The 20,254-nt window shown below is 67.6% G+C and carries 14 protein-coding genes; 11 read left to right on the top strand and 3 right to left on the bottom strand.

The window, feature by feature from the left end:
* Positions 1–246: 246 nt before the first annotated feature.
* From QHF83_RS38625 to QHF83_RS38595, 7 genes are all read left to right on the top strand, one after another.
* A complete protein-coding gene (locus tag QHF83_RS38625) occupies positions 247–1,821 on the top strand; it encodes a hydantoinase/oxoprolinase family protein (RefSeq protein ID WP_282423077.1) in 1,575 nt (524 codons plus the stop codon).
* Positions 1,818–2,921: a DUF917 domain-containing protein gene (locus QHF83_RS38620; protein ID WP_282423076.1), complete on the top strand. Its 1,104-nt coding sequence runs from the start codon at positions 1,818–1,820 to the stop codon at positions 2,919–2,921. Before QHF83_RS38625 ends, QHF83_RS38620 begins: the two co-directional genes overlap by 4 nt.
* 180 nt (positions 2,922–3,101) lie before the next feature.
* Positions 3,102–5,054, top strand: a complete 1,953-nt coding sequence (locus tag QHF83_RS38615) for a serine hydrolase domain-containing protein (protein WP_282423075.1) — start codon at positions 3,102–3,104, stop codon at positions 5,052–5,054.
* Positions 5,055–5,106: 52 nt separating this feature from the next.
* Complete coding sequence (locus tag QHF83_RS38610) at positions 5,107–5,391, top strand: hypothetical protein (protein ID WP_282423074.1); 285 nt, start codon at positions 5,107–5,109, stop codon at positions 5,389–5,391.
* Positions 5,367–6,122: a methyltransferase domain-containing protein gene (locus QHF83_RS38605; protein ID WP_282423073.1), complete on the top strand. Its 756-nt coding sequence runs from the start codon at positions 5,367–5,369 to the stop codon at positions 6,120–6,122. The genes QHF83_RS38610 and QHF83_RS38605 overlap by 25 nt, the downstream gene beginning before the upstream one ends.
* Before the next feature lie 13 nt (positions 6,123–6,135).
* Positions 6,136–7,164: a Gfo/Idh/MocA family oxidoreductase gene (locus tag QHF83_RS38600; RefSeq protein WP_282423072.1), complete on the top strand. Its 1,029-nt coding sequence runs from the start codon at positions 6,136–6,138 to the stop codon at positions 7,162–7,164.
* Between the two features lie 431 nt (positions 7,165–7,595).
* Positions 7,596–8,090: a hypothetical protein gene (locus QHF83_RS38595; protein ID WP_282423071.1), complete on the top strand. Its 495-nt coding sequence runs from the start codon at positions 7,596–7,598 to the stop codon at positions 8,088–8,090.
* Positions 8,091–8,108: 18 nt separating this feature from the next.
* Here the strand turns inward: QHF83_RS38595 and QHF83_RS38590 are convergent, their stop codons facing one another.
* Both QHF83_RS38590 and QHF83_RS38585 read right to left on the bottom strand, forming a co-directional pair.
* Positions 8,109–8,798: an NAD(P)H-binding protein gene (locus QHF83_RS38590; protein WP_282423070.1), complete on the bottom strand. Its 690-nt coding sequence runs from the start codon at positions 8,796–8,798 to the stop codon at positions 8,109–8,111.
* A gap of 16 nt (positions 8,799–8,814) precedes the next feature.
* Positions 8,815–9,465 carry a TetR/AcrR family transcriptional regulator gene (locus QHF83_RS38585; protein ID WP_282423078.1) on the bottom strand — a complete coding sequence of 217 codons (651 nt, stop codon included), beginning with the start codon at positions 9,463–9,465 and terminating at the stop codon, positions 8,815–8,817.
* 78 nt (positions 9,466–9,543) lie between these two features.
* Here QHF83_RS38585 and QHF83_RS38580 point away from each other — a divergent pair, with 78 nt between their 5' ends.
* From QHF83_RS38580 to QHF83_RS38565, 4 genes are all read left to right on the top strand, one after another.
* Positions 9,544–10,245, top strand: a complete 702-nt coding sequence (locus tag QHF83_RS38580; RefSeq protein WP_282423069.1) for a VTT domain-containing protein — start codon at positions 9,544–9,546, stop codon at positions 10,243–10,245.
* A gap of 146 nt (positions 10,246–10,391) precedes the next feature.
* Complete coding sequence (locus tag QHF83_RS38575) at positions 10,392–16,079, top strand: ATP-binding sensor histidine kinase (protein WP_282423068.1); 5,688 nt, start codon at positions 10,392–10,394, stop codon at positions 16,077–16,079.
* Between the two features lie 61 nt (positions 16,080–16,140).
* Positions 16,141–17,340: a hypothetical protein gene (locus QHF83_RS38570; RefSeq protein ID WP_282423067.1), complete on the top strand. Its 1,200-nt coding sequence runs from the start codon at positions 16,141–16,143 to the stop codon at positions 17,338–17,340.
* A gap of 270 nt (positions 17,341–17,610) precedes the next feature.
* Complete coding sequence (locus tag QHF83_RS38565) at positions 17,611–18,480, top strand: sterol desaturase family protein (protein WP_282423066.1); 870 nt, start codon at positions 17,611–17,613, stop codon at positions 18,478–18,480.
* On the opposite strand, the gene QHF83_RS38560 is transcribed toward QHF83_RS38565, so the two are convergent.
* Positions 18,472–20,250 carry an ATP-binding protein gene (locus QHF83_RS38560; RefSeq protein ID WP_282423065.1) on the bottom strand — a complete coding sequence of 593 codons (1,779 nt, stop codon included), beginning with the start codon at positions 20,248–20,250 and terminating at the stop codon, positions 18,472–18,474. The genes QHF83_RS38565 and QHF83_RS38560 overlap by 9 nt on opposite strands.
* Between the last annotated feature and the right edge of the window lie 4 nt (positions 20,251–20,254).

Genomic DNA, 20,254 nt, shown 5'->3' with positions numbered 1-20,254 from the left:
GCAGCGAAGGAGCCGCCACCCAGAGCGACGCCTGCTTCTCACGTGTTCGCCCCATCGACATGACGCGGACAAACTACCATCGTCGCCAGTTCTTGTCGATCCTCCTTCGGGATAAGTCCACGGGCTGATAGCTCCTGGAGCGCTCGATGGCGCGCCGTCTGCGACGAGCAGACCGACGGCGCCGTCGGCCGCCTCGAGCGCCCCGCGCATCGGGGCGAACCGCTCCCGGTGGGTTATCTTGACCGCATGCGCGTCGGCATCGACGTAGGCGGCACCCATACCGACGCCGTGCTCATGCGCGAGCGCGACGTGCTCGGCTGGGTCAAGCGGCCGACGAGCGCGGACGTCGCCTCGGGCGTCGAGGACGCGCTCGCCGCCCTCCTCGCCGAGACCCGCGCCGACCGAGGCGCCATCGGCGCCGTCATGCTCGGCACGACCCAGCTCACCAATGCAGTGATCGAGCGCCGCGGCCTGGCCCGCACCGCCGCCGTGCGCCTTTGCCTGCCGGCCGGGCAATCCATTCTCCCATTCGCCGACTGGCCTGACGACCTGCGGGACGTGGTCTCGGGCGGCGCGCACCTGCTCGCGGGCGGCCACGAGTACGACGGCCGGGAGATCGCCCCGCTCGACGACCACGAGGTGGACGAGACGATCGCGCGCCTCGCCGCCGCGGAAGTCGAGGCTGTCGCCCTCGTGGGCATCTTCTCCCCGGCCAACCCCGCGCACGAGGAGGCCGTCGCGGAGCGCGTGCGCGCGGCGCTGCCTCACGTCGCGGTCAGCCTCTCCCACGAGATCGGCCCGATAGGCCTGCTCGATCGCGAGAACGCCGCGCTGCTCAATGCCTGCCTCCGCCCGCTCGCGGACCGCGTCGTGGGCAGCCTCGAGCGCGCCGTCGCCGCGCACGGGCTCGCCGCGCGCATCTATCTGGCCCAGAACGACGGCACGCTCCTCCGCGCCGAGCTTTCGCGGCGCCACCCCGTGCGCACCTTCGCCTCGGGCCCGGTGAACTCCATGCGGGGCGCGGCCTTCCTGGCGAACGTGGCCGACGCCCTGGTCATCGACGTGGGCGGCACCTCGACCGACGTCGGCATGCTGGTCCACGGCTTCCCTCGCGAGGCGCCGGCCGGGGCGCGGCTCGGTGGCGTGCGCGTCAACTTCCGGATGCCGGACCTCGCGTCGCTCGCCCTCGGCGGCGGCAGCGTGGTGGAGGCGCGCGCCGGCGATCTCCGCATCGGCCCCCGCAGCGTCGGCCATGCGCTCGAAACGCGCGCCCTCGCCTTCGGCGGCGACACCTTGACCCTCACCGACATCGCCCTCGCCGCCGGGCTCTTCCGCCCTGCCGATTTCGCGCACGGCGGGCCCCGCCTCGAGCGCGTCGCCGGCCTCCCGCGCGACCTCCTCGCCGCGGTCGCCGCGCGCGTGCGCGCCCTCCTCGAGCAGGCCGTGGACGCGTGCAGGACCAGCCCGGAGCCGGTGCCCGTCATCGTGGTGGGCGGCGCGGCTGGCCTCGTGCCCGACGCGCTCGCGGGCACGTCGTCGGTGCTGCGGCCGGCGGCCGGCGGCGTGGCCAACGCCATCGGGGCCGCCATCGCGCAGGCCTCGGGCGAGGTCGACCGCATCTTTCCCCTCGAGCGCCGGAGCAGGGACGAGACCCTTTCGCGAGCCCGCGCCGAGGCGATCGAGCGCGCCCGCGTGGCCGGCGCGCGCCCCGACTCCATCGAGATCGTCGAGGTGGACGAGGTGCCGCTCACCTACCTGCCTGGCAATGCCGTGCGGGTGCGGGTGAAGGCCGCCGGCGATCTGGCGGAGGTGGCCGGGTGACCGACGCGCTTCGCGGGCTCGACGAGGAGCGCCTCGAGGATCTCGTCCTCGGCGCGGGCGTGCTCGGCGCGGGCGGCGGCGGCAATCCCTACCATGGCCGCCTCCGCCTCCTGCCCTACCTGCGCGCGGGCTGCTGCCCGCCCGTGGTCGCGCCCGAGGAGGTGCCGGACGACGCGCTGGTCGCCTCGGTCGGCGGCATGGGCGCGCCGACCATCGGGCTGGAGCGGCTGCCGCGCGGCGACGAGGAGCTCGTCGCCCTGCGGACCCTCGAGGCGCACCTCGGTCGCGCCGTGGACTACCTGATCCCGGCCGAGATTGGCGGGGGCAATGCCGTCGCGCCGTTCGTCACGGCCGCCCAGGCCCGCCTGCCCGTGATCGACGCCGACGGCATGGGCCGAGCTTTCCCCGAGCTCCAGCATTGCACGTTCACCATCTACGGCGTGCCCTGCACGCCTGCAGCCCTCGTGGACATCAGGCACCACACCGCCCTCTTCACGCGCGTCGACGACCCCGTCTCGCTCGAGCGCCTCGCGCGTGCGCTCACCGTGCAGATGGGTGGCGCTGCGGGGTTCGCCTTCCCGGTGATGCGTGGCGCCGACATGAAGCGGACCGCGGTGCGCGGCACCTTGAGCCTGGCAGCCGCCGTCGGGGCGGCCGTGCGCGAGGCGCGCCGGCGCCACGCCGACCCCATCGCCGCGCTGCTCCACGTCACCGGCGGCCAGGCGCTCTTCCATGGCAAGTTGCACGACGTGGAGCGCCGTTTCGAGGGTGGTTTCGCGCGCGGGCGGCTCACCCTGGAGGGCCTCGAGGAGGGCCGGGACGAACGCCTCGAAATCGAGCTGCAGAACGAGTACCTGATCGCCCGGCGCGGCGGCGAGGTCGTCGCCTCGGTGCCCGACCTCCTCTGCCTCGTGGACCGCCTCACCGCGGAGCCTGTGACAACCGAGATCGCGCGTTATGGATTGCGCGTCTCGGTGCTCGGGATCCCTGCGCCCCGCCTCCTGCGCACGCCCGAGGCCCTGCGCTTCGTCGGCCCTCGGGCGTTCGGTTACGACGTGGACTACCGGCCCCTGCCGGGCGTCTACGGCGCCGACCGCTGACGCGCTCCTGATCGTTATGGGTGATTGTCGACGCCGAGCGCGGCGATGGCGAGCAGCATTCCGCCCCTCTGCAATCTGGGGAGGTCGGTGCTACGCTCGGCGCCCGTGCGATCCCTCCTTGTAACAGTCCTCGTCGCTGCCATCGGCTGTAACTCGCCGGACCTTTCGCCGAAGGCTCCCATGGCGAGGCAACCCGCGCCGGTCGCGGCGCAACCGGCGGCGGCGCAACCGGTCGCGGCGCAAAGGCTTTCCGCAGATACGCCGAGCAAGACGGCCGCAGGCCATTCTTTCATCGCGCCGGCGGGCTGGTCGTTGCGGGAGAATGGCAATGCGGTGATCCTCGAAGCCCCCGAGGGCGGCTCGTGGATTGCCCTGGTCGACGCACAGGCGAAGGACGCGGAGGCCGCGCTCGCCGAGGCGTGGGCGGCGTATCGGCCGGACGCGAAATGGCCGCTCAGGTCGACCACGCCCGCGCCGAACAAAGATGGCTGGCAGGACCAGCGCACGTACACCTATCAGACCTCGCCGAACGAGCTTCGTACGGTCACCGCGCGGACGATGCGGCACGGCGATCGGTGGACCGTGCGGATTTCCGACGTGGCGAACGCGGTCGCCGGGAAACGCGAGGCCCAGATCGCGCTGGTGCTCGACCAACTCTTGCCAAAAGGCTACGTGCGCGAGACCTTCGCGGGGCGCAAAGCGCGGAAGCTCGACGCCGCGCGGATCGCCGAGCTCGAGGTGTTCATCACCCGTGCGCAGCAGGCGCTCTCCGTCCCCGGCATTTCGATCGGCGTGGTGCAAGACGGCGAGGTCGTGTTCGCCGGCGGGTTCGGCGTCCGCGAGATCGGCAAGCAGGCCTTGGTCGACGCGGACACGACGTACCTCATCGCGTCGAACACCAAGTCGCTCACCACGCTGATGCTCGGGAAGCTGGTCGACGAGGGCAAACTGAGCTGGGATACCCCGGTCACCACGTTATTGCCGGCGTTCAAGCTCGGCGACCCGGACACCACGAGCAAGGTCCAGGTCAAGCACCTCTTGTGCGCGTGTACGGGACTACCGCGTCATGATCTCGAGTGGTTGCTCGGGCCCGCGGGCGCGACGCCGGCGCTCGCGCTCACGATCCTCGGCAGAATGCAGCCGACGAGCAAGTTTGGCGAGATGTACCAGTACTCGAACCCCATTGCCGCGGCGGCGGGGCTGGTCGGTGGCCACGTGGCCTTTCCCGATCTCGAGCTCGGCGCCGCCTACGACCAGGTGATGGCGACACGCGTATTCGGGCCGCTCGGAATGACGCGGACGACGTTCGATTTCACGCGCGCGATGCGCGACAACTATGCGCGGCCGTATGCGTTCGACGTCGACGGCAAGATCGCGCCGGTCGCGATGGCGCAAAACACTCCGATTCGAGCGGTGCGTCCGGCCGGCGGCGCGTGGAGCACCGTCCGGGACCTCCTCAAATACGTGCAAATGGAGCTCGCCAAGGGCGCGCTGCCCGGCGGCAAGCGCTACGTCTCCGAGGCGATCCTGGCCGCGCGGCAGGCTCCGCAGGTCAAGACCGGCAAGGACTCGTGGTACGGAATGGGGCTGGACGTCGACACCACGTCCGGAACCCCGATGGTGTTCCATGGCGGCCGGATGCGCGGCTACCGGAGCAACATGGTATGGCTGCCGGAGCACGGGGTCGGGGCGGTGATCCTCACCAACGCGGACTCCGGCAATGTGCTGATGGACGCGTTCCCGCGCAAGCTGCTCGAAGTGCTGTTCGATGGCAGGCCCGAGGCGGACGACGCAGTCGCGGCCTCCGCGAAGGCGTGGCAGGAGTGGATCGCATCCTCGCGCAAGCTCCTGACCATCCCGCCGGATCCGGGCGAGGTCGCAAAGCTCGCGTCGCGCTACCGCAATGATGTGCTCGGCGAGATCCGGGTGATCAAGACGAGCGACGGCGCGACGTTCGATTTCGGCACGTGGAAGGCGCCAATTGCATCGCGCAAAAACCCCGACGGGACGATCACGTTCGTCGCGACAGCGCCGGGCTGGTCGCCCGAGTTCGTCGCCTCCGCGCAGGCGGGGCGTAGAACCCTGATGATTCGCGACGCGCAACACGAGTACGTGTTCACGGAGAGCGACTGACGAGAGCTCCACGGTCGATCACAAGAACATCATCATCGAGCGGTCGCTCCTCGTGGGTGACGAGTACAACGTCGTCTGCGCGACCGAGACCGCCTCGGGGCTCATGATCGAGGATTGCGAGATCTACGGCGGCATTCTCTCCCCGGGCAACACCACCGTGCGGCGGAGCCACACGCACGCCGGCCCCGCAGTGTTTCTACGCCTGGTACCACGCTCCCGCGTCCTCGCGCCGGCCCCCGCGGAGCCAGTGAAGCCGCATTTCATTGCTTCCATTGGAATGAACAGAAGCGACCGCCGCTCCACGGCGCGCTTGTGCGGTGGCACCCGTTCGTGCTAATGTGGCTCAGGGGGAGAAAGCAGGAAACGATGCACTTTTCTCCCCCCACGAGCGCCGTGGAAACGGTCGCTCCCTCTCATGGCGCGCCGCCCCAGGGGCATGAGCGCGCGTTCGACGTTGCAGCCTATCGGCGCAAGCTCGACGCGTTCAACCATTCGCACAATTATCGGATGGACCTCGACGCGTTGTTCAGCGTCGTGCGCGAGATGAGCTTCACGGCCATTCTGGACGTCGGATGCGGGACCGGCTTCATGGTGCGCGAGGCGAGGAAGCGCCACCCTGCGTGTCGCGTCGAGGGCATCGACCGTTTCGACTTCGACGGTGAGGGGTGCTGGGTCGCCGACGTCTGTAGCGTCGATTTTTCTTGGCAACGGCGCTACGATCTCTTGACGATGGTTCACGCGATCAACCACCTCGTCGATCTCGAGAGGGCCATCGAAAACCTGAATGTGCTCCTGGAACCCGGCGGGCACCTCCTCATCGCAAACCCGAACCCTGCTTTCGTGAAAATCATCCGTACGCTCAACGCTTACGGTCATCTGGAGACGCGCGGCGGTGACGATACCGTGGTCGCTTACCTGGGGGCTGCGGAAATCGATCGCGTCGTCAACCGGTGCGGTCTCGATCGCGTGCTACACCGTGAATACGGAGAAGCAATCCGGTGCACGGTGCACGGTACCGACATGGTCATCCGGGAGCGTGAGCTGCTCTCGTACCGGAAACGCGGATGAAGGGAGACCAGGAATGCGTCCGTTGCGCGTTGGTATCGTTGGGTGCGGGCGAAACGGTCTCGCGCATGCCGAGTGCTACCGTCGTGATGACCGAACCGTGCTCGCGGCGGTCTGCGACACGAACGAGGCCCACCGCGAGGAAGCGCTCGCCCGGCTGGGGCACGAGCCCGCGGGGTATGCGCGAATCGAGGACATGCTCGCACGTGCGTCTCTCGACATCGTTTCCGTGAACACCGATGATGCGCGTCATGCAGCCCCGTTTCTCGCTGCCCTCTCGGCGGGCTGCCATGTGTTCGTGGAAAAGCCGCTGGCAGACCGTCTCGAGGATCTGGACGCCATGGTCGAGGCCGCGCTGGCGCGACCTGCGCAGAGGACGCTCGTGGGGCAAATCCTCCGGTTCCACCCCTTTTTTCGCGAGGTCCACAGGCTCTGCTCCGATGGTACGCTGGGGCGGACCTTCTACCTGGAGGCGGACTATATCCACTACCTGGCCAAGGACACCTCCCACGAGCAATTCAACGCTGCATTGGGCGCGAACTGGCATCGCGAGTACGAGCAACCTGCCATCGGAGGCGGGGTCCACGCGTTCGATCTATGCCGCTGGCTCAGCCGCAGCAACGCCGTCGAAGTCATGAGCTACGAGAACAGGCTAGCGGTGCCGCAGATGCGCAATGCGGACTGCCAGGTGTTCCTCGCGCGGATGGCGGATGGAGCCATGTGCAAAGTGGCGAGCGCGTATGGGCCGATCGGTCCTCGACCTCCCGTGAGCCACCTTAGCGTCTATGGTACGCGCGGAACGATCCGGAGCACGGACATGTGGCTGGGCGAAGGAGCCGATGCGGTACACACCTCGCTCAAGGACCTGACCAGGACAGGGTACTCCTATGAGCTCGAAGTCGAGCACTTCGTGACCTCCATTCTCGAGGGCGTCGCGACCGTCTGCGAGGCCGTGGATGGGGCCAACAGCGCAGCTGCCTGCATCATCGCCGTGCAAGCCGCGAACACGGGCCGCGCGATGGCGGTGCCACAGTACACACGATAGTCCGTCCGTGGCGTCGTCCCAGCTTCGCACTGTCGTGGTCCGAGAACCGAAGGTGCCCCACGCCCCCTTCATAGCCCCGTGGGTCTCTTGACAATCGGAGCGGAGCCTGCGTTTCTGTCCTTTGGCTAGGCGCGGGCCCCAGAGGCTCGTTCGAGGCACTCATGCGCAGGCGACAAGCTCTCCAGATCGCAGCAGCCGCAGCGTCGTTCCCGTGGACGGGGTGTGGTGGCAGTTCTCCGAACCCCGGGACGGGGCAAACGAGCTCCCCGGCAGCGGCCCCCGGTACGAGTGCCGCGCCTACCCCCGAGCCGACCGCGCAGCCGAGCGCGACCGCGGCGTCCATCGAAGCGCCCCCGGAGCCCGCCACGAATACGCCCCCGGAGCCCGCGGCGAAGCCGCCCGAGCCATCGTTTGCGAGGGTGATCTGCAGGGTGGGGAAGAATCATGGTCACGTCTTCGTGGTGACGCTGGCCGACGTCCTTGCCGGCGCGGAAAAGACCTATCAAATCGCGGGGACGGCGAAGCATCCGCACGAGGTGACGCTCACCGCGGAGGATATGAAGACCCTTTTGCGTGGGGAGCTTCTGCGCGCCAAGAGCACCCAGGGCCTCACGCATACGCACCGCGTGCACGTGCGGTGCGCGCCCGCGGAGGATCCGCCGGAATGGGTGACCGCCTGCTCGGCCGAGTTCAGCGGGAAAGACGAGCACGAGGTCGTGATCACCGCCGCCGACATGGCCGCGGGTACGGATAGGACCTACGATGTTCAAGGTCTCGCCGGGCACGCGCACAAATTGACCCTGACCGCGGCGGATTTTCAAAAGCTGAAAAAGGACGGCGCCATCTCGATCCAGACCTCCAGGCTGGAAGAGGATGCCCACATGCACGTGGTGATCATCCGGTATCCGCCTCGGAAACGGGAGTAGAAAGCCCTCCGCATTGCATCAGCGAGCGGCTTCTCGCGAATACGCCTGCGAGAGCGCGTTGAGATCGTGATTTTCCAGCACGCGCCCGTCCGCGCCGTGCCGTGCCACCTGGAGCATCGCCCGCCCCACGTCCTCGGTGGTGATCACGTACTTCGGGGCCATGAGGCGAAAGACGGGGAAAAGTGGCCCCATGATGGCGTACCCGACGCGATAAAGCCTCGTCTTGGAGACGATGCCGTGCCGCGGCTGGATGTAGCCTGGCCGGAACATGTAGCTCGCCTTGAAGGGCAATCGCAAAAGCGCATTCTCGGTCTTGCCCTTCACCCGGGCCCACATCCAAGGGCCACGCTCGGTGCCGTCGGTGCCCGCGCCGGAGACATAGATGAACGTCATCCCGGGGTTCTTCCGGACGAGCGTCTCCGCCGCCGCCATGGTGAAATCGTAGGTGATGTGGTGATAGTCGGCCTCCTTCATGCCCGACGCGGAGACCCCCAGGCAAAAGAAGCACGCGTCGTATCCGGCGAGCTGGTTCTCGATGGCGGAAAAATCCGTGAAATCGTCATGGATGATCTCGCGCAGTTTTTCGTGCCGCTGCTCCGTCGTGCTGCGCACCACTGCGAGCACGCTCTCCACCCCGGGGTCGAGCAGGCACTCACGCAGCACACCCAGCCCGACCATCCCCGTCGCACCGAAGAGAAGGACTTTCATATCTCTTGCCCTCGAATCATCGCGTCTTGCCACGCGGCTTGCGCGGCCGGATCGCCCGTGTCTTCTTGCCGGCCTCCAGAAGCGGCATGCACATCACGCGCACTGCGATGTCCATGCTCTCGATGAACGCCTCGCGCGTCGCGGAGCCGTGCTTCAGGCCACGCGCCGTGGCATACAGCGTCTCCGCGAGCTTCGGCCCGGTGATCCCCGCAGGCTTGTAAACGGCCAAGAGCCCTGCGGCGCGCAGAGCCTTGGCCACGGCCTCGACGAACTGCTCTTCGTGTTCGCCGACCATGGGCCCGACGAGCTCCTTCGCGGCCGCTGCGAGGTCCGTCGCGTCGGGCCCGAGCGCGCCGACGAACCGGCCGACCCATACGTCGAACGCCGCCAGAAGCCTCTTTTCCAGCGGCATCTCCGCGTTCGCGAGGACCGCCGTCGAGCCGGCGAGCGCGGTGACGAGGAGGTATTCCACCGATGCGCGGAACAGATCTTCCTTGGTGGCGAAATGCAGGTAGAGCCCCTGCCGCGAGATGCCCGCGGCGCGCGCCACCTCGTCCATCGACGCCTTCCGGAAACCGAATCGCGTGAACACCGTGAGCGCCGCGTCCATCAGCTTGCGGCGGCGCGGGTCCTCCACGTACCTGTCGCGGGGGCTCGTCTCGTTCACGTCCGTCAATGTTGACAACTCTTGATAACTTTGTCAACCTGACTTGACAGGAACGACGCGGGCTGTAAACATCGTCGCGTGCGATCGTCCGATCCCCCGCCGGACCCCGCGGCGAGCCGCTCGCTCCGCAACATGAGGATCGCCGCCGTGGCCGCGGTGGCCGTCGGGCTGGTCGTGGCGCAGCGCCTGGGCCTGTTCGAGGTCTTCAGCGAGCCTGCGCGCATCAAGCAGGCGCTCGTGGAGCTCGGGCCGGGAGGGTATGTCGCGTTCGTGGCGGCGTACGCCGCGCTCCAGCCGTTCGGCGTGCCGGGCACGATCTTCATCCTCGCGGCGCCGCTCATCTGGCCGTGGCCGGTGGCATTCGCGCTCTCCATGGCCGGCACCATGGCGGCGAGCGTGGTGGGCTTTTCGTTCGCGCGCTTCGTCGCGCGCGATTGGGTCTCGAAGCTCGTACCCGCGCGCTTTCGCGCCTACGAAGAGGCCCTCGAGAAGCGGGCGTTCTTCACCGTGTTCATGCTCCGCTTCATCTTCTGGATGCCGCCCATGCTCCACGTGTTCTTCGGCATCTCCCGGGTGCGCTTCCAGACGCATTTCTGGGGCTCGCTGGCCGGGTACTTCCTGCCCCTCCTTTTGACCGCCTATTTCGGCGAGAAGGTCTTCGACGCGATGCGCGACGCGCCGCCCTGGGTGTGGATCGGCCTGGGCGCCGTATCGATCACCGTCCTCGTCCTCTTCTGGCGTTTCACCCGTCGCTCCCTCCAAAAGGTCATTCCCTCCTGAGGTCGTGGCTGCCCGGGCGGCGCGTCGCCGCCGCAGCGCTGCAAGACGTCTCCGGATGGCGTGGTGCGACTTGTGCTTACAAACAAGTGCAGCCCTCAGCCGCACCCAACGCCGCCGCCGACCGCCCGCTCGTCGCAGCACATTTCATGGACATGCAGAGTCCGTCCCCGTACACGATCACCGAGACCCTTTTCGAGGGTCGGGGGACCCTCGTGCTCCGTGCCATCCGAGAAAGTGATGGGCGCCGGGTGATCCTCAAGGCGCTCGATCCGAAGCGCAGCCGCCCGCAGGACATCGAACGATTGAAACACGAGCAAGCGCTCGGCGAGGCGCTGGACCTCCCGACCGTCATCAGGCCGCTCGCCCTCGACACGTATCACGGGCAGCCGGCGCTCGTTCTCGAGGACACGGCGGGCACGCCGCTCGACCGCCTGCTCGGGGCGCCGATGGAGACGGAGTGCTTTCTGCGACTCGCGATTCGCATCACGACCGCGGTCGCGGACATTCATCGGCACGGCGTCGTCCACAAGGACATCAAGCCCCAGAACATCATCGTCCAGCCTGCGACGAGCGAGGCGAAGCTCACGGATTTCGGGATCGCGTCCCGACTTCCCCGCGAGCACATGTCGCCGCAGAACCCGGAGCAAATCGAGGGCTCACTGCCGTACATGTCGCCGGAGCAGACGGGGCGAATGAACCGGGCGGTCGATTCCCGCACCGACCTCTACTCGCTCGGCGTCACGTTCTACGAAATGCTCACCGGTAGGGTCCCGTTCGAGGCGCGAGATCCGCTCGAATGGATTCATTTTCACCTGGCGCGTGTCGCGCCGTCCCCCTCGGAGATCGTCCCCGAGGTGCCCGAAGCCATTGCGCGCATCGTGATGCATCTTCTGGCCAAGATGGCCTGCGACCGGTACCAGAGCGCTCGAGGCGTGCTCCGCGACCTGGAAAAGTGCCTCGCGCAATGGATCGAGAGCGGTCGCATCGAGCCGTTCCCCCCGGGAGCGCTGGACGTGCCGGACCGCCTCCAGATATCGCAGAAGCTTCACGGGAGGGAGGCGGAGATCGCCCTCCTCTGCGATGCCTTCGAGCGCGTGGTGACCACGGGGATGCCGGAGCTCGTGCTCGTCGCCGGCGAGCCGGGGGTCGGGAAATCCGCGCTCGTCCACAAGCTCCACGAGCCCGTCGTCCGGGAGCGGGCGTTCTTCGTTTCGGGCAAGTTCGATCTGATCAAGAGCGACATCCCCTATTCGACGATCGTCCAGGCCTTCCAGGAGCTCGTGCTCGAGATCCTGGCCGAGAGCGAGGAGCGGATCGCGGCATGGAAGCATCGGCTCGCGGCGGCCCTCGGGGTCAATGGGAAGCTCATCGTCGACGTGATCCCGCCGATCGAGCACGTCCTCGGCGGGCAACCCTCGGTCCCTGCGCTGCCGCCGGGCGAGGCGCGGAATCGATTCCACATCGTGTTCCGGCAATTCATCGGGGTCTTCGCGCAGAGAGAGCACCCACTCGTGCTCTTCGTCGACGACATGCAATGGGCCGATTCGGCCAGCCTCGCGCTCCTCCAGGACCTCCTGACCGATCCCGAGGTGCACAGCCTCCTCGTCGTCGGCTCATACCGCAATAGCGAGGTGCCTCTCACCCATCCGATGATGCTGGCGATGAACGAGGTGCGGAAGTCGGCCGTGCGTGTCTCCGACATCGTGCTCGGCCCGCTTCAAAAAGGTCAGCTCGCGGCGTTCCTCAGCGACACCCTCCGCTGCTCCGTGGAGGAAGCCGAGCCGCTGTCGGAGCTCGTGCACGAGAAGACGGCCGGCAATCCATTCTTCGTCATCCAGTTCCTCACCGCGCTGTACGAGGAGCGCCTCATCGAATTCGACGAGGACGCGGTGGCCTTTCGGTGGGACGTCGCCAGGATCCGCGAGAAGACCTTCACCGACAACGTGATCGACCTGATGGTCGACAAGCTGAAGCGGCTCCCTGCCGAGACCCAGGACGTGCTGACCCACGTCTCGTGCCTCGGCAACCGCGCGGACGCCGCCACGCTCGCGATGATTCGGGGCGATTCCGAGGACGAGGTGCACGCGGCGCTCTGGGAGGCCGTCCGCGTAGGGCTCATCCTCCGCCTGGGCGATTCCTACCGTTTCGTCCACGATCGCATCCAGGAGGCGGCCTATTCGCTCGTCTCGGCGGAACTCCGCGCGGAGATGCATCTGCGGATCGGCCGGCTCTTTCTGGCCAACATGCCCGAAGAGGCCATCGAGGAGCATATCTTCGATGTCGTGAGCCAGCTGAACCGCGGGGCGGAGCTCATCACCGACGCGCGCGAGAAGGAATCGCTCCGGCGGCTCAATTTCCTGGCGGGAACGAAGGCGAAGGCCACGGTCGCCCATGCGTCGGCGCGCAACTACCTGGCCCACGCGACGGCGCTCCTGCCCAGGGACGCCTGGAGCGCGCTCTACGACGAGGCGCTCGCGCTCTATCTGGAGCGGTCCGAATGCGAGTACCTCGTCGGCAACTTCGAATCGGCGGACGAGCTGTTCAACCTGATCCTCGCGCATGCCCGCTCCAACCTCGATCGCGCCGCGGTCTATGGCTTGCGGATGCGGCTGTACCAGGTTTCCGGGAGATACCACGATGGGTTGACCGTCGCGCTCGAAGCGCTGCGCCTCTTCGAGGTGACGCTCCCTGATTCGGACGAGTCGCTGAAAGCCGCGACGGAGGCCGAGGTCGAGGTGATCCGGACGCACCTGCGTGGTCGTCGCGTCGCCGACATCCTCGACGCGCCCGTGGCCACCGATCCCGACGCGCGGACGACCATCGGCCTGCTCGTCGAGGCGGCGCCCTGCGCGTACATCGCGCGGCCGAAGCTCTTTCCCCTGCTCGCCCTCAAGGCGGTGAGTTTGTCTTTGCAGTACGGCAACACCCAGCCGTCCTGCTTCGCGTACAGCATCTATGGCATGATGCTGGTGTCGACCTTCGGCGATATCCCTCTTGGCTCCGCATTCTCCGAGATGTCGCTGCGGCTGAACGAGAAGTTTCACGACCCTCGATTGAAGGGGACGCTCCTTCACCTCCACGGCGACCACATCAATTTCTGGCGGAGGCCCTTCGCCACCGGTATCCCCATCCTCGAGCAGGCCTTTCAGGCGTGCCTGGAGGTGGGCGATCTCGTTTATGCCGGCTTCCTCGCCTTCGAGACCGTGTGGCAGGTCGTGGAGAAGGGCGATCCGCTCGACGAGGTGCTCCAGGTATCGAAGAAATATGCCGCGTTCGCCAGGCAGAGCCATAACGTTCCGGTCTACGAAACCATCCGGCTCGAGCGGCAGTTCGTGGCTTGCCTGAAGGGCGCGACGCAGGGACCGTCGAGCTTCGACGATGCTGCGTTCCACGAGGCCGCGTGCCTCGCGGCGATCTCCCGGGCGACGTTCGGCTGCGGCATCGTCTTCCACGACATCATGAAGCAGATCACGGCGTTCCTTTACGGGCGTCACGCCGAGTCACTCTCGTTCGCAGCACGCGCGGCGACGAACCTCGGCGCCGCGATGGCCATGCCGATCGAAGCCACCCACCATTTCTTCCACGCGCTCACGATGGTGCAGCTCCTCCCGGATGCTCCCGCCGGCGAGCGGGGCGAGTTCGCTCGGCGCATCGGTGACGTGCAGCAGAAGCTCGCGCTCTGGGCGGAGAACTGCCCCGAGAATTATTTCAATCGATACGCTCTGGTCTCGGCCGAGATCGCTCGCGTCGAGGGGCGCGACCTCGACGCCATGCGCCTCTACGAGCAGGCCATCCGGTCCGCGCGTGAAAATGGCTTCGTCCACAACGAAGGGCTCGCGTACGAGCTCTCGTCGAGGTTTTACCGGGCGCGGGGCTTCGAGCAGGTTGCCGAGACCTACCTCCGCGACGCCCGCGCCTGTTATGCGCGCTGGGGCGCCGATGGCAAGGTGAGGCAGATCGACGAGCAGAATCCACGCCTCCCGGAGCACAGGCCGCTCACGCCGACCGCCACCTTCGCGCTGCGCACCGAGCAGCTCGATCTGCTCTCCGTCGTCAAGGCCTCCCAGACCATTTCGAGCGAGATCCTCCTCGACGAGCTGGTCCGCACCCTCCTCCGGGTCGTCCTCGAAGAGGGCGGCGCCCAGAAGAGCTACCTGCTCCTCTTGCGAAATGGCGACCTCTCGATCGAGGCCGAAGCACGCCTCGAAGAGAAAGGGGCGGTGACGCGCCTGCTCCCATCCCTGCCGGTCTCGTCGTCCTCCCTCGTGCCGGCCATGATCGTGAGATATGCTCAGCGGACGAACGAGCGGGTGCTCCTCGACGACGCGACGGCGAGCAAGTTCGCCTCGGACCCGTACGTCACCCGCGAGCGGCCCAAGTCGGTCCTGTGCATGCCCATTTTGCGGCAGGCCAACGTGGTCGGGCTGCTCTATCTCGAGAACAACCTGCTCATCGGCGCGTTCACGCCCGATCGGCTCGTCGCGCTCTCGCTCCTCGCGGTCCAGGCGGCCATTTCCCTGCAAAATGCGCGGCTCTTGTCCGACGCGCAGGCGGCGCGGGGCGCGGCCGAGGAGGCGGAGCGGCGCTCGGCGCTCCTGGCCGAGGCCGGGGAGCTGCTCTCGGGGTCGCTCGATTACGAGGACACACTCGCGCGCCTCGGGGAGCTGTGCGTGCGATCCATGGCCGACTGGTGCGTGATCGATACCGTGGAGGGGCAGGAGATCCGGCGCATCGCGGGGGTTCACAAGGACCCCGCGAATGCGCCGCTGCTCGAGGAGCTCCGGCGGCGATATCCGCCCCACGAGGGGTCGGCCCATCCGGCCGCCAGGGCCCTCGCCACGGGGGAGCCGGTCCTGATCCCCGAGCTCTCGGATGCTCGCCTCCAGAGCAGCACCGAGGACGAAGGGCACGCGAGGATCATCCGCGCCCTCGGGGCCCGATCGATGCTCGCCGTGCCTCTCCTTTCGCGCGGACAAACGCTGGGCGTGCTCTCCCTCGTCTCGGGTGCGTCGGGACGCACCTATGGGGGCGCCGACCTCGAGCTGGCGAAAGAAGTGGCGCGCCGGGCCGCGACCTCGATCGACAATGCGCGGCTCTATCGGGCGACCCAGGAGGCCATTCACGCGCGCGACGAGTTCCTGTCCATGGCGTCGCACGAGCTCAACACGCCGCTCACGTCGCTGATGCTCTCGCTGCAATCGATGGGCCGAGCCAGTCTGTCGGGCTCCTCCAGCGACCCGCAGAGCATGACCAAGCTGGCCGAGCGTGCCTTGCGGCAAGGCGCGCGCCTGCGCCGGCTCAATGATGATCTCTTGAGCGTCGCGCGGGTCCACACGGGTCAGCTCCCGCTCGAGCTCGCCGCCGTCGACCTCAGGGCCCTCGTCCGGGACGTGGTCGAGCAATTCAAACTGCAGCTCTCGCAGGCCCGGTGCTCGACCTCGATCCGGGACCACGTCCCGGTCGTGGGAAACTGGGATCCCGCCCGGATCGAGCAGATCGTCGTCAATCTGCTCTCGAACGCCGCCAAATTCGGAGCCGGCAAACCCATCGAGATCTTCATCGACCAGGAGGACGGGATCGCGCACCTCGCGATCAAAGATCACGGAATCGGCATCGCACCGGAGCAGCAGGGCCGCATCTTCGAGCGCTTCGTGCGCGCCGTGCCCAGCAAGTATTACGGCGGGCTCGGGCTTGGTCTTTACCTCAGCCGCAAGCTCGCCGAGGCGCACGGCGGTTCGATCCGTGTCCAGAGCGCGCCTTCCGCCGGCGCGACGTTCATCGTCGAGTTACCTGTTGCCGGGCCCCCCGTCGCCACCGGGCGAGGCGAGGGGTAAGACGAGCGGGAAGCGAAGGCATGCCGGTTGCATTGGGTGTGCTCCACCCATGAGGGACATCATGCTTGCAAAGACGAACCTTTTTCTTCTCTGCGCCTTTGCCACGGCGGGCGCGCTCTTGCTCGGCTGCGGAAGCGACGGCACCCCTCGAATCGACGGCACCGGTGGTAACGGCGGAGGCGGCAGCGGCGGAGCGGGTGGCGCCGGTGGCGCGGGTGGCACAGGTGGCACAGGGGGAACGGGCGGCTCCACGCCCGGCTGGGCGCTACCTGCGTGCGAATCGGTGAGCGGGACGTCCGCCGTGACCTTCACGTTCGATGAAGGAGCGACCCTCGCGAAGACGCCGGGGCAGCTCCAAGGAATCGGATACACCTACGGGCTCGCGGCGCTCGATACGCCGAACACGCTGCTCGCCGAGCACAAGGGCAAGGTTTTGCGCTCCGAGGACGCCGGCTGCACCTGGAGCGAGGTGGGAACGCTCTCGGGCAGCAATTTCAGGCTCACGGCCGCGGCGGGAGGGCGCGCGTACGCGTGGGCCGAAAATGGGGCCGGGTTCTATCGAATCGATGAAAGTGGTCCTCATGCCTTTTCGACGCCCGCGCCGAACATCGTCGGCCTGGGCGTCGATCCCGGCGACGGCAAACACCTGCGCGTGGGCGACGCGAGCGGCAGCCTGCACGAATCACACGACGGCGGCGAGACGTGGTCGAAGCTGGGCACCCCGCCGGCCTCGGGCAACATCCTCGGGTATCGGTTCGCCTTCGATCCCAAGAACCTCGACCACGTGCTCTGGGGCCAGTCCGTGGACGGCGGCTCCGTCACGTTCGACGGCGGAGCGACGTGGTTCAAGAGCGAGGGCCTCGGCGCGAATGGCGCAAACGTGTTTTCCCTCGCCGTATCGCCCGTGGACGGGGACGTGGTCTGGGCCGAGGGGCTGGAGATGGGCCCGGATATCCGCCACATCTATCGATCGAGCGATGGTGGCAAGACCTTCGACGTGGTCGTCACCGAGTCGGCGGACGTCGCCCTCATCAATGGCAACTTGCTCGCGCCGCACGCGGCCGACGTGAACGTGCTCTACTTCGTGTTCGGCATGGAGTACAACGACTACGGGACAGACCTTTTCCGTTACGATCACGGCACCGGCAAGGTCACGAAGACGCACAACGCGAACGACGATGTATCGGCCATCGTCGCCTCGCCCGCGGACCCGAAGCTGCTTTATCTAGGGCTGACGGTCGAGAACGGCGGCGGCCCCTAGCAGGCTGCTGAGAAGCTTGCTGCGCGCCCTGGATCGTCGGTCGTCGTCCTCGGAATACTCTCGTATTCCTGCGTCCTCCTCCCTAGCTCCAGGGCGCTCGCGGCGCTTCTCAACAGCCTGCTGGATCGGGTATTCGACATGCCCGCACGGTCTGCCTGGAAAATCCTGTCCCAGCCGCAATGTCGTCGCGTCCGACGCTTCGCTGCTGGGAATTGATGAACCGATGCAGGCTGTGATACACGCTCGAAGGCATCCGATCGGAGGTATGCCATGCGAGCTCCGCCTCCAGCGCAGAATGCTCGGCGCTGGACCATCCACGAGATCATCGACGCCGCCGTCCTCGTCGCGCTGACGGCTGCTGGATTTCTTCACCCCGAGGCCCCGGGGACCTGGTTTTCGAGCCTCGCCTTTTCCGTTGCCGCCCTCGTGGTGCCCGTGCTGTCGGGCGCGGCGATCGTGACATGGCTCTCGCGCCGCCTCGGGGCGCGAATTCAGGGGCCACGGCTCAAGCCGGCGCCCATGGCGCGCGAAGCCTTCGAGACGGCGCGCGCCATGTACGTCGCCGCCTGCCTCATGGCCTGGCCCCTCACGGCGTGGCGACTGGGGCATCCGACGGGGCTCGTCTGGGACCTCGAGGCTCACGGCGTGAGCGTGACGCGGGTCCTCGTGCAGACCTTCCTCGGCGTCGTCGTGATCGACGCGTGGCTCTACTGGAAACACCGGCTCTTGCACACGCGGCTCTTGTTCGGATTCCACAAATCCCACCACGTCTTCCGTGATCCCACCGCCTTCGCCGGCTTCGCGGTGGCCCCGGTCGAGGCGCTGCTCACCTTCTGGCCGATTCTTTTTCTGTGCATCCCCGAGGCGCTGCACTGGGCGCCGCTCTATTTCGCGCTGGTCGTGGGATTCGTGAACCTCAACTTCTATCTCCACTGCGGCGTGACCCTGTCGTGGGTCGAGAAGACGTTGCCGCGTGTCTTTCTCAACACCTCGGCCTTCCACAACGTGCACCACGCCCGTGCGAACACGCATTTCGGCGAGGCGCTCTACCTGTGGGACGTCCTCTGCGGCACCCGGCTCACGGGACGACCCGCCGAGGAAACAGCCGCGGGAACGGCCGCGGAATCCGCCTCAGGCTGACGCCTCACCCCCCGCGGGTCGGAACGGGAACTCCAGCGTGAACGTCGCCCCGCGACCCGGGCCCTCGCTCTCCGCGGCGAGGGTCCCGCCCATCGCGCGGGCCACGAGCGCCGAGGAATGCAGCCCGAAGCCGTGGCCGCCTTTCCGCGTCGTGAATCCGTGCTGGAAAATCTTCGTGAGCAGCGCCGCGTCGATCCCCACGCCATTGTCGATGACCTGAATGCGCACCCGGTCCTCCGCCGGTCGCGCGAGCCGGACCGAAAGGCGCTTGCCGTCTCCCTCCCGCTCGTCGAGCGCCCATTTCGCATTGGCGAGGAGGTTCAGGACGATCTGCAGCACCTTGTGCTTGTCGCAGAGCACCCGCGGCAGAGGCGATAGCGCGCGCTCGACGACCACCCCGCCCCGGCGGACGTTCGCCATGGAGATGCGGAGCGCGTCGTCGAGGATCACCGCGAGATCCACCGGCTCGTCGAGGTTCGTCACGGTGGCATAACTCTGCTGGAAATCGACGACCGCGCGGATGTGCGCCACGTGCTCCTCGAGCCCGCCCACCAGGGCGACGAGCTCCGCCCGCTCGGCGGCGAGGCTCTGGCCGAGCTTGCCGAAATACTCCGGCAGCCTGCGTCCGCGCTCGTCTGTCGAGAAAAACCTGGCCAGGTTCGCCTTTTGCGCCTCCAGGAGCTCGGCCGCCTTGAGGATGGGCTCGACGCGGAGCGCTCGCAGCCGCTCCGCGAGCATCGCGCTTCCGGTGTTCACGTGGTTCAGCACGTTGCCCACGTTGTGCAGCACGTTGGAGGCGATCTCCGTCATGCCTGCCTGCCGCGCCAGCTCGAGCGAGCGCTGCTGCGCCTCCCGGAGCTCCGCGGTGCGCTCCTCCACCCGCCGCTCGAGCTCCTCGTTGGAACGCCGGAGCGCCTCTTCCTGCCGCTCGAGCTCGGTGTTGGCCCGGAGGAGCTTCTCGCGTTGCGCCTCGAGCTCCTGGTTCGCACGAGCGAGCTTTTCGCGCTCCGCCACGAGCTCGGTGTTCGCGGTCGAGAGCTCCGCCGTGCGCTCCTCCACCCGCCGTTCGAGCTCGTCGCGCGCCACGCGTAATGCGCCCTCGCTCCGCGCGAGGTCCTTCATGGATGCGTCGAAGGGCAGGAGGATGCGCCGGAAGACGAAGACGGCAAGCAGGAGCATCAGGGCCACGCTCCCCACTGGCAGCGCCCGTTGCGCCCGCCCGAGCCAGAGCAGATCGGACCCGGCGCGTCGGCCAAGGTCCGCGTCGAGCGCGTCGAGCGCTTCGTCGAGCCGCCGCGACGCTGCCTGGAATCGCTCGATGTCGGGGTTGTTCCGGAGCGATTGGTTGTCCGAGCGGAGCACGCGCACGGCGCTCGTCCGCACCTCGGCCCAGAGCGGCTCCGCGGCCGCGAGCCGCTCCTTCGTCGCAGGATCGTCGTCGGCGAGGAGCGAGACCTCCGCGCCGACGAGGTGCGCCGTTCCTCCGCGCTGCAGCGCCGTGAGGTTCTGCGTGACCTGCGCTTCGAGGGCTTTTGCCAGCTTTCGCTGCCGGAGCAAGAGGTCCCAATCGGAGGTGGAGAGCCCCACGACGGCGAGGTACATATTGCTCTCGTACCGATCCAAGAGCTCACGCGTGGCATCGGAGGCCGAGAGCAAGAGGCGGCGTTGCTCGGTGCGGAGGCCGATCTCGCGCACCGCCAAGAGCGAGGCGAGCTGCAGGGCCACGCTCGCGGCGAGGAGCACCACGAAGGGCTGGACGAGGCCGCGCATGCCC

Origin of the sequence: Polyangium sp. 15x6, from assembly GCF_029960785.1 — a bacterium.
Taxonomy (GTDB): domain Bacteria; phylum Myxococcota_A; class Polyangia; order Polyangiales; family Polyangiaceae; genus Polyangium.
Note: the sequence above shows the minus strand (reverse complement) of the source record. Positions and strands in the feature narration are given on the sequence as shown.

What these genes read in the sequence shown, in the direction of transcription:
- QHF83_RS38565 (WP_282423066.1), top strand. Translation starts at nt 17,611, where the DNA reads ATGCGAGCTCCGCCTCCAGCGCAGAATGCTCGGCGCTGGACCATCCAC.
- QHF83_RS38590 (WP_282423070.1), bottom strand. Translation starts at nt 8,798, where the DNA reads ATGAAAGTCCTTCTCTTCGGTGCGACGGGGATGGTCGGGCTGGGTGTG.
- QHF83_RS38570 (WP_282423067.1), top strand. Translation starts at nt 16,141, where the DNA reads ATGCTTGCAAAGACGAACCTTTTTCTTCTCTGCGCCTTTGCCACGGCG.
- QHF83_RS38615 (WP_282423075.1), top strand. Translation starts at nt 3,102, where the DNA reads ATGGCGAGGCAACCCGCGCCGGTCGCGGCGCAACCGGCGGCGGCGCAA.
- QHF83_RS38625 (WP_282423077.1), top strand. Translation starts at nt 247, where the DNA reads ATGCGCGTCGGCATCGACGTAGGCGGCACCCATACCGACGCCGTGCTC.
- QHF83_RS38575 (WP_282423068.1), top strand. Translation starts at nt 10,392, where the DNA reads ATGGACATGCAGAGTCCGTCCCCGTACACGATCACCGAGACCCTTTTC.
- QHF83_RS38560 (WP_282423065.1), bottom strand. Translation starts at nt 20,250, where the DNA reads ATGCGCGGCCTCGTCCAGCCCTTCGTGGTGCTCCTCGCCGCGAGCGTG.
- QHF83_RS38600 (WP_282423072.1), top strand. Translation starts at nt 6,136, where the DNA reads ATGCGTCCGTTGCGCGTTGGTATCGTTGGGTGCGGGCGAAACGGTCTC.